General features: G+C 70.5%; 14 protein-coding genes, 1 other RNA gene and 1 pseudogene. 10 read left to right on the plus strand and 6 right to left on the minus strand.

Translation table 11 applies throughout. From position 1 onward, the window contains the following. Positions 1-1,278, minus strand: a 1,278-nt coding sequence (locus tag RMT89_RS38270; protein WP_315888389.1) for an FHA domain-containing protein, incomplete at its 3' end; no start/stop codon positions are given. A 362-nt stretch (positions 1,279-1,640) separates the two neighbouring features. Here RMT89_RS38270 and RMT89_RS38275 point away from each other — a divergent pair. The 4 genes from RMT89_RS38275 to RMT89_RS38290 all read left to right on the plus strand — a co-directional run bounded on the left by RMT89_RS38275 (position 1,641) and on the right by RMT89_RS38290 (position 6,827). Then, a complete protein-coding gene (locus RMT89_RS38275) occupies positions 1,641-3,254 on the plus strand; it encodes a protein kinase domain-containing protein (RefSeq protein WP_315888379.1) in 1,614 nt (537 codons plus the stop codon). A 163-nt stretch (positions 3,255-3,417) separates the two neighbouring features. Continuing rightward, positions 3,418-4,650: a serine/threonine-protein kinase gene (locus RMT89_RS38280; RefSeq protein ID WP_315888380.1), complete on the plus strand. Its 1,233-nt coding sequence runs from the start codon at positions 3,418-3,420 to the stop codon at positions 4,648-4,650. 186 nt (positions 4,651-4,836) lie between these two features. After that, on the plus strand, positions 4,837-5,943 hold the full coding sequence (gene prfB, locus RMT89_RS38285; RefSeq protein ID WP_315888381.1) for a peptide chain release factor 2: 1,107 nt from the start codon (positions 4,837-4,839) through the stop codon (positions 5,941-5,943). Between the two features lie 296 nt (positions 5,944-6,239). Then, the gene (locus RMT89_RS38290) at positions 6,240-6,827 is read left to right on the plus strand and encodes a hypothetical protein (protein WP_315888382.1); all 588 of its coding nucleotides are present in this window, start codon (positions 6,240-6,242) and stop codon (positions 6,825-6,827) included. Between the two features lie 82 nt (positions 6,828-6,909). Here the strand turns inward: RMT89_RS38290 and RMT89_RS38295 are convergent, their stop codons facing one another. After that, complete coding sequence (locus RMT89_RS38295; protein ID WP_315888383.1) at positions 6,910-7,107, minus strand: hypothetical protein; 198 nt, start codon at positions 7,105-7,107, stop codon at positions 6,910-6,912. Positions 7,108-7,339: 232 nt separating this feature from the next. Between RMT89_RS38295 and ftsE the strand changes: the two genes are divergently transcribed. The 6 genes from ftsE (at position 7,340) to RMT89_RS38325 (ending at position 12,363) form a co-directional block, all read left to right on the plus strand. Beyond that, positions 7,340-8,029, plus strand: coding sequence for a cell division ATP-binding protein FtsE (gene ftsE, locus RMT89_RS38300; protein ID WP_130436517.1), 690 nt, complete (start codon positions 7,340-7,342; stop codon positions 8,027-8,029). 40 nt (positions 8,030-8,069) lie between these two features. Continuing rightward, positions 8,070-8,987, plus strand: a complete 918-nt coding sequence (ftsX, locus tag RMT89_RS38305; protein WP_315888384.1) for a permease-like cell division protein FtsX — start codon at positions 8,070-8,072, stop codon at positions 8,985-8,987. A 68-nt stretch (positions 8,988-9,055) separates the two neighbouring features. Beyond that, entirely contained in the window at positions 9,056-10,219 is a 1,164-nt protein-coding gene (locus tag RMT89_RS38310) for a S41 family peptidase (protein ID WP_315888385.1), read from the plus strand. A 58-nt stretch (positions 10,220-10,277) separates the two neighbouring features. Next, positions 10,278-10,820 (plus strand): SsrA-binding protein SmpB, encoded by a 543-nt coding sequence (gene smpB, locus RMT89_RS38315; protein WP_315888390.1) that lies wholly within the window; start codon positions 10,278-10,280, stop codon positions 10,818-10,820. A 104-nt stretch (positions 10,821-10,924) separates the two neighbouring features. Continuing rightward, positions 10,925-11,293: a transfer-messenger RNA gene (gene ssrA, locus RMT89_RS38320) on the plus strand. A 101-nt stretch (positions 11,294-11,394) separates the two neighbouring features. Continuing rightward, a complete protein-coding gene (locus tag RMT89_RS38325) occupies positions 11,395-12,363 on the plus strand; it encodes a PHB depolymerase family esterase (protein WP_315888386.1) in 969 nt (322 codons plus the stop codon). On the opposite strand, the gene RMT89_RS38330 is transcribed toward RMT89_RS38325, so the two are convergent. From RMT89_RS38330 to RMT89_RS38345, 4 genes and pseudogenes are all read right to left on the minus strand, one after another. Next, positions 12,350-12,796 (minus strand): carbohydrate-binding protein, encoded by a 447-nt coding sequence (locus RMT89_RS38330; RefSeq protein ID WP_315888391.1) that lies wholly within the window; start codon positions 12,794-12,796, stop codon positions 12,350-12,352. The genes RMT89_RS38325 and RMT89_RS38330 overlap by 14 nt on opposite strands. Positions 12,797-12,835: 39 nt before the next feature. After that, positions 12,836-12,955 (minus strand): annotated as a pseudogene (locus tag RMT89_RS38335) (IS5/IS1182 family transposase); the annotation flags it as partial. A 217-nt stretch (positions 12,956-13,172) separates the two neighbouring features. Then, positions 13,173-13,679 carry a polysaccharide biosynthesis/export family protein gene (locus tag RMT89_RS38340; RefSeq protein WP_315888387.1) on the minus strand — a complete coding sequence of 169 codons (507 nt, stop codon included), beginning with the start codon at positions 13,677-13,679 and terminating at the stop codon, positions 13,173-13,175. Positions 13,680-13,728: 49 nt separating this feature from the next. Then, the coding region (locus RMT89_RS38345; RefSeq protein ID WP_315888388.1) for a hypothetical protein at positions 13,729-15,345 on the minus strand (1,617 nt) is incomplete at its 5' end.

Raw genomic sequence — 15,345 nt, forward strand, 5'->3', positions numbered from 1 at the left:
GTCGGTGGGGAGGCCGTCGCGGCCGGTGTCCTCGGTGGGGCGGCCGTCGGAGGCGGGTGTACCCGTACGCGTTTGCGTGCCCGCCGGGAGGCCGGCGCCGCGGCCACCGCCACCGCCACCGCCACCGCCACCGCCGCCGGGCGACCGGTCGCCGGGGGCCGTGCCGCCACGGGCGCGGGCGTCGGTGGGGAGGCCGTCGCGGCCGGTGTCCTCGGTGGGGCGGCCGTCGGAGGCGGGTGTACCCGTACGCGTTTGCGCGCCCGCCGGGAGGCCGGCGCCGCGGCCACCGCCACCGCCACCGCCACCGCCGCCGGGCGACCGGTCGCCGGGGGCCGTGCCGCCACGGCTGGGTGCGTCCGCCGGACGGTCGCCCGGCGCGGGAGCGCCCCCGCGCGCGGCCGCCGTGAAACCAGCCCCGTGGGTATCGCCTCCCCGAGGCCCCGGAATGCCCGTCCCCGGCAGATCACGGCTCTCGATCCGTGGCGCCCCGCCCTGCCCGGGCACCATGTGTTCCTGCGCCCCCGGCGTGGCCGAGGCGGCGCCCCAGGCGGCCGGGCCGTACCCGTGCCGCGTCTCACCGGCGGGGCCCGCGGCTCCCGGCGTCGGCTCCACGCGTGTGTGGGCGGCGGACAGACGGATGTGCCCCTCCCCGTCCGGCACCGTCGGCACGCGGGCTCCGGGGCCGCCCGCCGGGGCGAGCCGCAGGGTCGACTCACCGATGCGCAGGAGCGCGCCCGGAGGGAAGCGGACCGGGCGGGTGCCCACACGGGCGCCGTCCAGGGTCGTGCCGTTGGTGGAGCCGAGGTCGGCGATCGAGACACGGCCGTCGGTCGCGACCGTCACCGCGCAGTGCAGCCGGGAGACGTCCGGGTCGTCGAGGGGGACGTCGGCGTCGGCGGAGCGGCCGACCTCGATCCGGCCGCCGTGCAGCAGATGGACGCCGCCCGCGTCGGGGCCCGCCACCACATGGAGCTGGGTCGGGGCGTCGTCGACCTCGGGGTGCGCCTCGGGTTCGGCGGGGGCGCCCAGCGAGAGCACCGCGCCGTCGATCAGCGGGGGCTCGCCCAGGGTGCAGCGCGCGCTGTCGAGCCGCTCCGCGCCCGCGTAGACCACCACCGGGCCCTCGCCCGCGGAGACCGCCGAGGCGAGCGCCGACGCCACCGCGGCCAGGGCCGTGCCGGCGGGCGCCGTGACCAGCACGTCGCAGTTCGCGGCGCGGCCCCGTGCGGCGGCGGGGGGCGGGCCCAGCGGGTCTACGACGGTCAGCCGGATCTGCATCGCCGTCAGCGGTCCCTTCTGCGCGGGCACCCGCGAACGGGGACGACGCCCCGCGGTCCCCCACCGCGGACTTCCCCCACCGCCACACGAGCACATCGGCCAGTACGGAAGGCATCCTCGCACCTGCCACTGACAACGCGCCCGCCGCCCGCTGACAAGTGATCTTGATTGGTCGGCTCTGCCCATAAAAATGCCTGATACCTGCCGCGCTTGCGATCACTTGAGATCGGTCACGCACGGCTCGGGCAACCAAACAGAACGGCCCGAGCGTCTTTCCTGCGAACCTTTGCTTCGAACCGCCCGGCACTACAGTGGGTCGGAACATCGGAACACTTTCAGGCAATCAGCAGGGAGCGCGTGACGTGCGGCCAGTCGGCAGCAAGTACTTGCTTGAGGAGCCGCTCGGACGCGGCGCCACAGGCACCGTCTGGCGAGCCCGCCAGCGTGAGACCGCGGGCGCCGAGGCGGCCGTGCCCGGCCAGCCCGGCGAGACCGTCGCGATCAAGGTCCTCAAGGAGGAGCTCGCCAGCGACGCGGACATCGTCATGCGGTTCCTGCGAGAGCGGTCCGTGCTGCTCCGCCTGACCCACCCGAACATCGTCCGGGTCCGTGACCTGGTCGTCGAGGGCGAGCTGCTGGCGCTGGTCATGGACCTCGTCGACGGCCCCGACCTGCACCGCTACCTGCGCGAGAACGGCCCCTTCAGCCCGGTCGCCGCCGCCCTGCTCACCGCCCAGATCGCCGACGCGCTCGCCGCGAGCCACGCCGACGGCGTGGTGCACCGCGACCTGAAGCCGGCGAACGTCCTGCTGAGGCAGGACGGCGGCCAGATGCACCCGATGCTCACCGACTTCGGCATCGCCCGCCTCGCCGACTCCCCGGGCCTGACCCGCACCCATGAATTCGTCGGCACGCCCGCGTACGTCGCGCCCGAGTCCGCCGAGGGCCGCCCGCAGACCTCCGCCGTCGACATCTACGGCGCCGGCATCCTGCTGTACGAGCTGGTCACCGGCCGTCCCCCCTTCTCCGGCGGCTCCGCGCTCGAAGTCCTCCACCAGCACCTGAGCGCCGAGCCGCGCCGTCCCTCCACGGTCCCCGACCCGCTGTGGACGGTCATCGAGCGCTGTCTGTCCAAGAGCCCGGACCGGCGCCCCAGCGCCGAGAACCTCGCGCGCGGCCTCAGGGTCGTCGCCGAGGGCATCGGCGTGCACGCGAACTCCGCGCAGATCGCCGCCGCCGAGGGCGTCGCCGCGCTGCTCGCGCCCGACCCGGCGCCCGCGACGGTCCCGGGCTCGGCCGACCCCACGCAGGTGCTGCCGCACGGCGCCGGCGCCTACGACCCGAACGCCGCGACCAGCGTCATGCCGCACACCGCGGGACCGAACGGCGCCGCCGACCCCACCGCCGTCATGCCTCCGGTGCCGCAGGGGCAGCCCGGCGCGCCCTCCGGCGGGCCCGAGGAGCCGCACCCCTGGCAGAACCAGCTGCGGGCCGCGCGCGACCGTAACGAACAGACGCAGGTCCAGTACCTCGACCCCAGCCAGGACCCGCTGCGCCGCCGCCCCCAGCGGCAGGTCGCCCGGCCGCAGCAGCCGCCCCAGCGGCAGCCCGCTCCGGGGTACGGCTACCCCCAGCAGGGGCAGCCGCAGCGGTACGCCCCGCAGCAGCAGCCCCGGCCCCAGCAGCCCCAGCCGCAGCGGTACGCGCCGCCCCCGCAGCAGCCGCAGCAGCCCCAGCGGGAGCCGCGTCAGCCGCGGCAGCGCAGTGCCAACCCGATGCGGATCCCGGGTCTGGGCTGCCTCAAGGGCTGCCTGTTCACGATCGTCATCCTGTTCGTGGCCGGGTGGCTGGTGTGGGAGCTGAGCCCGCTGCAGGACTGGATCGGCACCGGCAAGGGGTACTGGGAGCAGCTCACGGACTTGTTCACCACGGTGACGGGGTGGATCGGGGACCTGGGCGGGAGCTCGGGTCAGTAGGCTCCGCGAGCAGCGAGTCTGTGGATTTGTCGACATCTGGCGGGTGATTTCTGTCTCCGCGGCAAGGATTGGCTCGCCGGACGCGTAGTTTTGTCGGCTGGGGGTCTGGGGGTCATCCCCCAGGATGGCGCAGCAGCGACAACACGCGTCTGTAGGAGCAGTCTTGGCACGGAAGATCGGCAGCCGGTACACCGCCCACCAGATCCTGGGACGGGGCAGCGCCGGCACGGTGTGGCTGGGCGAGGGACCCGAGGGGCCCGTCGCCGTCAAGCTGCTGCGCGAGGATCTCGCGTCCGACCAGGAACTCGTCGGACGCTTCGTGCAGGAGCGCACGGCGCTGCTGGGCCTGGAGCATCCGCATGTGGTGTCCGTGCGCGACCTGGTCGTCGACGGCAATGACCTCGCGCTGGTCATGGACCTGGTCCGGGGCACCGATCTGCGTACGCGCCTCGACCGTGACAAGCGGCTCGCGCCGGAGGCCGCGGTGGCGATCGTCGCGGACGTCGCGGACGGGCTGGCCGCGGCGCATGCCGCCGGGGTCGTGCACCGGGACGTGAAGCCGGAGAACGTCCTGCTGGACATGCAGGGACCGCTGGGCCCCGGGGGCGCGCACCCCGCGCTGCTGACCGACTTCGGGGTCGCGAAGCTGATCGACTCACCGAAGCGGACGCGGGCGACGAAGATCATCGGTACGCCGGACTATCTGGCGCCGGAGATCGTGGAGGGGCTGCCACCGCGAGCCTCGGTCGACATCTACGCGCTGGCGACGGTGCTGTACGAGCTGCTGGCGGGCTTCACGCCCTTCGGTGGCGGCCATCCCGGAGCGGTGCTGCGGCGCCATGTGACGGAGACCGTGGCCCCGCTGCCCGGAATCCCCGACGAGCTGTGGCAGCTGATCGTGCAGTGCCTGGCGAAGGCGCCTGCGTCCCGGTTGCGCGCCTCCGAGCTGGGGGTGCGGCTGCGGGAGCTGTTGCCGATGCTGGCGGGGATGCCGCCGCTGGACGTGGACGAGCCGGACACGGAGGCGGTGGAGGAGGAGGCGGTGCCGGAGGAGCCGGCGCCGTCGGGGCCGGTGCGGCGGGGGGCGGTGCCCTTGGTTCCCGGGGCGAAGCCGGCCGACTCCAACCGGGACACGCATACGTCGATGAGGGTGCCGGGGCCGGATGAGCTGGCGGGGGGCGCGCGGGGGACCGCGCGGGTGCCTCGGGCCTCCGGGGCCCCGCGACCGGGCTCTGCCCGCCATCGGGCGGCCACGCGGCGACGCCGGATCGCCCTGGGGGCGGCTGCGGTGGTTCTGGTGGCCGCGGCGGGCGTGGGGACCTGGCTGGCGACCACGGGAGACGACGCGGACGCGACACCCCAGGACACGAAGAACTCGGCACCGGCGTCTCCGTGACCGTGGGGGATTTCGCCCCCGCCGCCCTACCCGTCCCTCCCCCAGAGGGGGGACCCCCAGAAGGGGCTCCGCCCCTGGACCCCCGTCGGCCCTGAAGGGGCCTCGTCCTCAAACGCCGGACGGGCTGGGAGGGCGTAGCCACCCTGCTCGGCCGAGGGCGCTTGCCGTAGCCGTTACGCTGGAGGCGTGGCAGTCGTCGATGTATCCGAAGAGCTCAAGTCCCTCTCCTCGACCATGGAGTCGATCGAGGCCGTTCTGGACCTCGACAAGCTGAGGGCAGATATCGCCGTGCTTGAGGAGCAGGCGGCTGCGCCGTCCCTGTGGGACAACCCGGACGAGGCGCAGAAGATCACCAGCAAGCTCTCCCACCTCCAGGCCGAGGTGCGGAAGGCCGAGGCCCTGCGCGGTCGGATCGACGATCTCGCCGTGCTCTTCGAGATGGCCGAGGAGGAGGACGACCCGGACACCCGTGCCGAGGCCGAGTCCGAGCTCACCGCCGTCAAGAAGGCGCTGGACGAGATGGAGGTGCGCACCCTGCTCAGCGGGGAGTACGACTCCCGCGAGGCGCTGGTGAACATCCGCGCCGAGGCCGGTGGCGTCGACGCCGCCGACTTCGCCGAGCAGCTCCAGCGCATGTACCTGCGCTGGGCGGAGCGCCACGGCTACAAGACCGAGCTCATCGAGACCTCGTACGCGGAAGAGGCCGGCATCAAGTCGACGACCTTCTCCGTGCAGTCGCCGTACGCCTACGGCACGCTCTCCGTCGAGCAGGGCACGCACCGGCTCGTCCGGATCTCGCCCTTCGACAACCAGGGCCGCCGCCAGACCTCCTTCGCGGGCGTCGAGGTGCTCCCGGTGGTCGAGCAGACCGACCACGTCGAGATCGACGAGTCCGAGCTGCGGGTGGACGTGTACCGCTCCTCAGGACCCGGCGGCCAGGGCGTGAACACCACCGACTCCGCGGTGCGCCTCACCCACCTGCCCACCGGCATCGTCGTCTCCTGTCAGAACGAGCGGTCGCAGATCCAGAACAAGGCCACCGCCATGAACGTCCTCCAGGCCAAGCTGCTGGAGCGGCGCCGCCAGGAGGAGCAGGCCAAGATGGACGCCCTCAAGGGCGACGGCGGCAACTCCTGGGGCAACCAGATGCGTTCGTACGTCCTGCACCCGTACCAGATGGTCAAGGACCTGCGCACGGAGTTCGAGGTCGGCAACCCGCAGTCCGTGCTCGACGGTGAGATCGACGGCTTCCTTGAGGCCGGAATTCGCTGGCGCAAGCAGCAGGAGAAGTAAGCGAAGCGTTTTGTCGACAAGGCAACTGCCGCCTTCGGGGTGGCAGTTGCCTTTTGTGTTCCTGGATGTCTGGGTTTTACGTCACACTCACAGGCTCCATCCCCCGGCAAAGAACCCGTACTTGGACATCACGCGCGCAACGGCCTTGACGTTGCTTTGAAAAATCGGAAGGGTAAAGCGCGGCATGCGTATCTCTGGGGCGCATGTGAACCGGGGGGCTCGAATTCAGCTCCTTCCGTCGATCACCGCCCCGAGCGCCGCCTCACTGACGATGAGCTACTGGGGGTAGCAACCACATGACCAAGAAGACGCGGATCCGGATCGCGCGGATCGCGGCCGGTGCCGTGATCGCGGCCGGTGCTTCGCTCACTGCCGCCGGCGTCGCTGCCGCTGACACCGGCGAGGACTGCGGTCTGCTCGGCATCTGTGTCACGCCGGAGCCCGACCCCACCGAGCCGGAGCCGGAGCCCACGGAGACCGAGCCGACCGTCATCCCGACGGAGACCGAGCCGACCGAGCCCACCACGGAGCCGACCGAGCCCACCGAGGACCCGGAGCCGACCGAGCCCACGGAGGACCCGGAGCCGACCGACGACCCGGGCAACGGGAACGGCAACGGAAACGGGAACGGGACCGGCAACAACACCGACCCCGACGGCGGCTCCGGTGAGTCCGCCCAGCAGCAGGGTTCCTCGTCCCTGACCGACACCGGTGACGAGACCGCCTCCGACACATCCGCCCAGGGCAGCGGTGAGGAGCTCGCCGAGACCGGTGCCGCGCAGACCACGTTCCTGCTGATCGGCGCCGCGACGATGATCGCCGGCGGCGTCGGCTTCCGGGTGCTTCCGCGTCTGGTGAGCGGCCGTGGCGGTGCGGCTGCCTGAGGGTAGCCGTCCGCGCACACGGTGTGTGACGAAGGGCCCGGAGCGTGGATCGCTCCGGGCCCTTCGGATGTCTTCGGGCCTCCTACGCGAACGCGGTCTGGTGCGCCAGCAGCGCCACCGCCGCGATCAGCACCGCCAGCAGTGCGATCAGCGTCATCGGGGTCAGGTTCGCGAGCGGGTTCTCCATCTGGAGTCGCTCTCGGTTCGCCCGGCAGACCGGGCAGCGGCCCTCGTTCACGGGCGCCGCGCAGTTCGCGCACACCAGCCGGTCGTACGTCATGCGCCTCGCCCTTCTTGTCAGTGGTTTCAGGGGGAGAACGTCTCAGGGTCGCAGAACGTTCCCTTCTCTACTGTGCCAGGTTCCTCCGGGGGCTGCCTGCGCGCTCCCGGAGGAACCCCTGGGTGGGAACAAAACCGCACATCCCTGGCGCAACCCTGACCGGTGCCTGCGCTGCCGCACCCGACTCGCGTATGGTCACGCTCATCTACCCCCGGCGACCCGTGGTGCATCCGTGATCCGATTCGACAACGTATCCAAGGTCTACCCCAAGCAGACCCGCCCCGCACTCAGGGATGTCTCCCTGGAAGTGGAGAAGGGCGAGTTCGTGTTCCTGGTGGGGTCCTCCGGCTCCGGAAAGTCCACCTTCCTGCGGCTGGTCCTCCGCGAGGAGCGGTGCAGCCACGGACAGGTGCACGTTCTGGGCAAGGACCTCGCCCGCCTGTCCAACTGGAAGGTGCCGCAGATGCGGCGCCAGCTGGGCACGGTGTTCCAGGACTTCAGGCTCCTGCCGAACAAGACGGTCGCCGAGAACGTCGCCTTCGCGCAGGAGGTCATCGGCAAGTCCCGCGGCGAGATCCGCAAGTCCGTGCCGCAGGTGCTCGACCTCGTCGGGCTCGGCGGCAAGGAGGAGCGCATGCCGGGCGAGCTGTCCGGCGGTGAGCAGCAGCGCGTGGCCATCGCGCGGGCCTTCGTCAACCGGCCCAAGCTGCTGATCGCCGACGAGCCCACCGGCAACCTCGACCCGCAGACTTCCGTCGGCATCATGAAGCTGCTGGACCGGATCAACCGGACCGGCACGACCGTGGTGATGGCGACGCACGACCAGAACATCGTGGACCAGATGCGCAAGCGCGTCATCGAGCTGGAGAAGGGCCGCCTCGTCCGCGACCAGGCCCGCGGCGTCTACGGCTACCAGCACTGAGACCGCAGCGAGTTCCACGGAAAGGCTTGAAACAGACGCCATGCGCGCCCAGTTCGTACTGTCCGAGATCGGTGTCGGTCTCCGCCGCAATCTGACGATGACCTTCGCCGTCATCGTCTCCGTCGCCCTGTCGCTCGCCCTGTTCGGTGGGTCGCTCCTGATGAGCGACCAGGTCAACACGATGAAGGGCTACTGGTACGACAAGGTCAACGTCTCGGTGTTCCTCTGCAACAAGAGCGACGCCGAGTCCGACCCCAACTGCGCCAAGGGCGCCGTCACCGCGGACCAGAAGAAGGAGATCGTCGCCGACCTGGAGAAGATGTCGGTCGTCGACACGGTGACGTACGAGTCGCAGGACCAGGCGTACAAGCACTACAAGGAGCAGTTCGGCGACTCCCCGCTGGCCAGCTCCCTCACGCCGGACCAGATGCAGGAGTCGTACCGGATCAAGCTCACCGACCCGGAGAAGTACCAGGTCATCGCCACCGCCTTCGACGGGCGTGACGGGGTGCAGTCGGTGCAGGACCAGAAGGGGATCCTCGACAACCTCTTCGAACTGCTCAACGGCATGAACTGGGCCGCCCGCGCGGTGATGGCGCTGATGCTGGTGGTCGCGCTGATGCTGATCGTCAACACCGTGCGCGTCTCGGCGTTCAGCCGGCGGCGCGAGACCGGGATCATGCGCCTGGTCGGTGCCTCGGGCTTCTACATCCAGGCGCCGTTCATCATGGAGGCCGCGGTCGCCGGTCTGATCGGTGGCGCGGTCGCCTGCGGATTCCTGGTGGTCGCGCGGTACTTCATCATCGATCACGGACTCGCCTTGTCCGAGAAACTGAATCTGATCAATTTCATCGGCTGGGACGCGGTGCTGAAGTATCTGCCGCTCATCCTCGCGACGAGCTTCCTGATGCCGGCATTGGCCGCGTTCTTCGCGCTGCGCAAGTACCTGAAGGTGTGACTCTTGCCAAGAGGGGCCGTCCGGTCAACCGGCCGTACGGCCCCTTGCGTTGTCCTAGACTCACCGGCATGTCAGGTCGTGACCTGTTCTGCCAGCCCCGTCGCATTCGCCGCGGGGCCGCCCTGACGTTGGTGTTCGCGAGCGTGCTGGTCGCCGGTGCGGCCACCGGCTCGCTGCCCGGACCCGACCGGAAGCCGGCGCCCGGAGCGGCCCGTTCGACCACCGCCGCCCGCCATGAGCAGGTCGCCGAGGCCGCCGCCGAGGCCATGGCCGACGGCAAGTCGCCCATGGAGGCAGCCGAGCGCGCCGTCAGCCGCAGCGGGGACCGCTGGGGCGCCGTGTACTCCCAGGGCGAGTTCGAGGAGTTCGAGGAGGCCCTGGACGGCCGCTACACCGGCGTCGGGCTGTGGGCGCGGCGCGAGCGGGACGGCCGTATCGAAGTGACCAAGGTGCGCGCCGGGTCGCCCGCCGCCACCGCGGGGATCCGGGCCGGGGACCGGCTGCGCAGTGTCGACGGCGAGAGCGTCGACGGGCGGCCCGTCACCGAGGTGGTCTCCTTACTGCGCGGAGACGCCACTGACGCGCCCGCCGGTACGGCCGTCAGGCTCGGTCTCGAGCGCGGCACACGCGCGTGGAGCCTCACCCTGCACCGGGCGGAGCTGTCCACGGACTCCGTCACCGCCGGCCGGGTCGCCGGCGGGGTCACCGTGATCCGGATCGACTCGTTCACCAAGGGCTCCGGCGACGCGGTGCGCAGCGCCGTACGGCAGGCCCCGGACGGCGGCGGGATCATCCTCGACCTGCGCGGCAACTCCGGCGGCCTGGTCACCGAGGCCGTCACCGCCGCCTCCGCCTTCCTCGACGGCGGCCTGGTCGCCACCTACGACGTCGACGGTGAGCAGCGCGCCCTGCACGCCGAGCCCGGCGGCGACACCACCAGACCCCTGGTCGCGCTCGTCGACGGCGGCACGATGAGCGCGGCCGAGCTGGTCACCGGCGCCCTGCAGGACCGCGGCCGGGCGGTCGTGGTGGGCTCCCGCACCTTCGGCAAGGGCTCGGTGCAGATGCCGAGCAGGCTGCCCGACGGCTCCGTCGCCGAGCTGACCGTCGGGCACTACCGCACCCCGGCCGGGCGCGGAGTCGACGGTCAGGGCATCACGCCCGACCTGGAGGCGGACCAGCGGGCCCTGGAGCGGGCCGAGACCGTGCTCACCGGACTGGGCAGCGAGTAAACCGCTTCCCGCGGACCCCCTCCGTAGTGCGAAAATGGACGGCACTATGAGCAAGGGAATGTACGTACCCAAGGAGTCCCAGCCAAAGCAGGGCGGCACCGCCGCGAAGGCAAGGGAGGGCGAGAAGGGCGGCAAGCGCAAGATCGTCGCCCAGAACAAGAAGGCCCGGCACGACTACGCGATCATCGACACCTATGAGGCCGGCCTGGTGCTCATGGGCACCGAGGTCAAGTCGCTGCGCGAGGGCCGGACGTCGCTGACCGACGGCTTCGTCCAGATCGACCGGGGTGAGGCGTGGCTGCACAACGCCCACATCCCGGAGTACCACCAGGGCAGCTGGACCAACCACTCCGCGCGCCGCAAGCGCAAGCTCCTGCTGCACCGTGAGGAGATCGACAAGCTGGAGGCGAAGTCCCAGGAGACGGGTCACACCATCGTGCCCCTCGCCCTGTACTTCAAGGACGGCCGCGCGAAGGCCGAGATCGCGCTCGCGCGAGGCAAGAAGGAGTACGACAAGCGCCAGACCCTGCGGGAGAAGCAGGACCGGCGGGAATCGGACCGGGCGATCGCGGCGGCGAAGCGGCGGCAGCGGGGCCAGTAGGAATACGGTGGCATCGGTGTGCGTTGTTCACGTAGGATGGCACCAACACCGGACGAAGCTCCGGTGTGCGCATTGAGCTGTTTCTTAATTAAACACAGCAACATGGGGATGATCGGTTTCGACAGCGGCTGTCGAAGCAGGGGAAGCGTGTCGAGGAAGCGGCAATGATCTCGTAAACCATATGTCGCAAAAAATAATCGCCAACACCAAGCGCGATTCCTTCGCCCTCGCTGCCTAAGTAGCGACTCGCGAAGTGTCAGCCCGGGGCTGTTCCCGACCCGGATCCTGGCATCAGCTAGGGAACTAAACCTTGATCCCGGTCACGGGGTGAAGAGGGAAACCAAACAGTGACTGAGCCCGTTCCGGACTTGTCTGGGTGATCCGGAGGGCTGAGAAACTCGTACCAGACTGCACACGGAGAAGCCCTGATTCTGCACCGTTGGACGCGGGTTCGATTCCCGCCATCTCCACAATTCCCATGTACACGAGGGCCCGGCGGTCACATCCGCCGGGCCCTCGTTGTGTTGTCCGGCGACATATCCGAGGGTCGTTCACGGTTCTACGGTCCCTGCGCATGACACAGACCAGAGCCGCGACCTTGCTCGCCGTCCTGACGGCCCTCCTGGCCGTCCTCCTCACCCCGTCACCCGCGTCCGCCGCCTCCCCGCAGGAGGTCACCGGATTCGGCACCAACCCCGGCGCTCTGCGCATGTTCCGGTACGTTCCCGACGGTCTCCCCGCAGGGCGGCCCGTGGTCGTCGCGATGCACGGGTGCACCCAGAACGCCTCCGGATACGGTACCGGCAGCGGGTGGACCCAGCTCGCCGACCGCTGGGGATTCTCCGTCGTGCTGCCGCAGCAGCAGAGCGGCAACAACGCGTCGAACTGCTTCAACTGGTTCCAGAGCGGCGACATCCAGCGCGGCCAGGGGGAGGCCGCGTCGATCGCGCAGATGGTGGACCGGCAGATCGCGGATGTCGGCGGCTCGCGGGTGTATGTCACCGGGCTGTCCGCCGGTGGCGGCATGACCGCCGTGATGATGGCGACGTACCCGGAGATGTTCGCGGCGGGCGGCGTCGTCGCCGGGCTGCCCTACGGATGCGCGCAGGCCGCCGGGTCGCCGTACGTGTGCATGTACGTCGGCGCCACGCAGACCCCGGACCAGTGGGGCGACCGGGTGCGGGCGGCACGGGCCGGGTACGGCGGGCCCTGGCCCACGCTCACCGTGCTCCAGGGCACCGCCGACTACACCGTCAAGCCCGTCAACATGACCGACCTGGTGGAACAGTGGACCGACGTCCACGGCGCCGACCAGGTGGCCGACGCCAGTGACACCGTGGCGGGCTATCCCCACCAGGCCTTCAGGGACCCGGCGGGGAAGACCGTCGTCGAGACGTACAGCATCACCGGCATGGGACACGGCCAGCCCGTCGACCCCGGCGCCGGGAGCACCCAGTGCGGGACGGCCGGCGCCTACTCCCTCGACGTGAACCTGTGCGCCGCGTACCGGCTCGGGCTCGCCTGGGGGCTCAGCGCAGGCTGAACGTCGACAGGCGCTGTCCCCCACCGAGCACCAGATAGACGTCCGTACGGCCCTTCGCCGCGTCCGACAGCCGCGCCGTGACCGTCTCGTAGGTGTACGGCGAGGAGGTCCCGGCGAAGTGCGCCGTACCGGCGAGAGGGCCGTTCGGGGAGCCGAGCCGGACCTCGACCGGGCCGGACTCTCCGGCCAGGCGGACGCTCAACTCATCGGCGCCCCCGCCCAGTTGAGCGTCCGCGAACTTCAGCCAGGCGCCGTCCTTCGACGCCGACACGGCCGTACCGCGCGCCTTAGACTCGTCGACCAGGCGGATGCCCTCGTAGTCGTCGAAGTTCTCGGCGCGGGTCGTGCGGGAGAGGTCGCGGGCGGGGATGGTCTCGCCCTTGACCCGCCAGGTCGTCCGGACGCGGACGTTCGTCGAGGAGGCGCCGGCCATCACGTCGTACGTGCCGGTTTCCGTCACCCACTGAGGGCTCAGTGCACGTTGGTGCGGCGGCAGCTTGCAGCGCCGGTCACCCTCGCGAGTGACGATGAGCATGGTGACCCACTCGACCAGAGCATGCGGGAGGTCGAGTGCGGCAGGACAGGGAACCAACGAGGCTCCTGTGCCGATGGGTTGAGACCTCGAACACCTCCCTCAACGGCGCGGGGGCCTCGTGCGTTGCGTGCCCAGCCGCCGTCACCCGATCAGTGGCCAGTATGAAAGAGCTCAGTGTTGCAGCCACCTCTGGCAAACACCGGCCTCCGCGCCGGTCCCCTCCCGGAGGCGGGCCCTGGGGCGTCCCACGGCGCCGTCCTCTGGGAGGGGAGGCTCAGAAGAGCTCCACGCGGGTCACGTTGACCAGCGGCTGCGTGAAGATCTGGGCATCCAGCAACCCCTGCTCGATCTGGTGCTCTGCCTCAAAGAAGCGGTTGTCACGGACGAGGACCCCGCCCAGGAAGGGCATATTGATGCTGCCCGAGGCGTCCACCGGGAACGAGCCGGAACTCGCGTCGATGGTGCCGTCGGGGTTGAGCATCCGCACGAAGAGCTTGTCCCCCGGTTGGATGGTGATCTCCAGGTCCACCCGGTCGCCCCGAATCCCGAGATTGACGGTGACGGTGGTGAGGATGCCGTCCGTCATGAACCGGTTCTCGATCTCGGCCCGCAGGTCCGGCGTCAGTGGCTTGCCCTCGGCGAGGATCATGTTCAGCGAGGGAATCCGCAGCAGGCGGCTGGCATCGACCGCGTAGTCGTGCGAGAAGTCCGTCACCACCCCCGCCGCGTCCCGTACCTCGACCTGGACGATCTCCCCCAGTTCCAGTGCTGTGGCCGACATGGTCGTTCCTTTCCCGGTGCGCTCGGCCGCCCGTTCGGACCGGGCGGGCTCAGACCACCACCAGCGTCATGACCGTCAGCGGCTCCACCGGTGTACCGGGGGCCGGCGACTGCGAGGTGATCCGCGAGCCCGGACGGCTGGCGTCGCCCCGGACATCGGGGGTCACACCGCTGCGGAGCACGGTGAAGAAGAAGTTGCCCAGCTCCCTGCGGTCGAGCCCGAGCGCGTCCAGCCGGGACCCCAGGAAGTTCAGGCATTGGTCGACGCCCTCCAGGTTGATGCAGGCCAGCAGGTCGATGACCGGTTCCGCCATCTGGCCGACGAGATTGGGCATCGCGTTGGCCGCCGCCGGCGGCGGGGTGACCGGAGGGAGGATCTCCTTCTGCTTCGGCATGTTCGCCGGCAGCCCGGTGAGCCGGAAGTCCGCCTTCCCGCGGATGTCCCGCATGAACACCTCGGGGTCGCGCGCCTCCTTCAGGTTCTCGATGGCGAAGGACGCGGTCTCCTCGATCACGTCGAGGTCGCCGGCGAGCGCCGCCCGCAGGGGCTGGAGGTCCGGCCCGTCCGGCGCGAACTCGAACTCGGCGGTGTGCCGGATGTCGAGGATGTAGTCGACCAGGTTGAGCATGTCGATGCTCTGCGACCGCAGCTTCGCGCAGCGGATCAGCACCCGGCGCTGTTTCTCGATGTCGGCGATGTTCGGCGGGGTCGGCCCCAGTGCGATCGCGTAAGGTGCCAGTGTCACCGTGTACGACCGTGGCTCGGCGCGCACGCTCGCGGTCCACTCGTCCATCGCCTTGTAGAGCTGGTTCACCAGCTCCACCGGGTCTCCGCTGCGCGGCTGGGTGGTGAAGGTGCCGCCGTCGTGGAGGATGAACGCCTCGGCCCGCGCCTCCGCGTTCCGCATCGCCTCCGAGATGCTGATCCGCACCTCGGCCGAGACCGTCACCCCGTAACTGCCCTCCAGCGCGGCGTTGAGCGACATCTTGGACTGCACGCTCTTGGTGTCGATCCGTACGACCCCGAAGAACCGGCCGCCCGTGCCGATACCGCGCACGAAGTACTCGCCGAACTGCTCCTCCAGCGGCTTCCCCCGCTCCACCAGCTTCGCCGCCGCCTCCGACAGCACTGGCGAGTCCATCTGTTCGAAGGCGAAGGTCCGCGAGTTCGACACCATCACGGTGAGGGAGCTCGACTGGATCCGGCACCGCTTGGAGAAATCGAGTGAGGCGGAGCCGCTGAAGAGGCCGACCCCGGCCGAGATATCCGCTCCCACGCCGAGTTCCGACTCCAGATCCTGTGTCGTCTCGATGCGCCGGAAGGTGAAGGAGCCGGTCTCGCCGCCGCCGACCTGCGGCGGGGTCACCGTCCCTGTTGCACCGAGGGCCATGGGGCTGCCGCTCGCCATCGACACCCCGATGCCGATGTCGTATCCGTCGCGCATCGGAACCGTTTCCTGCTTCATCACCACGGCGAATCCTCCGTCCGGCTGTGGGGCCCGACGGGCCTGGGAGAGCTGCCGGGCCGGCGGTTCGCGGGCCCGTCCGGCCCGCCCGGCCGGTGGTCCTCGGCCCGCCGGTTCCGGTCTGCCGGTCTGCTGTTCTGCTCTCGGTCCGGCCGGTGGTCCTCGGCCCGCCGGTTCCGGTCTGCCGGTCTGCTGTTCTGC

This window comes from Streptomyces sp. P17, from assembly GCF_032436805.1.
Classification (GTDB): Bacteria; Actinomycetota; Actinomycetes; order Streptomycetales; family Streptomycetaceae; genus Streptomyces.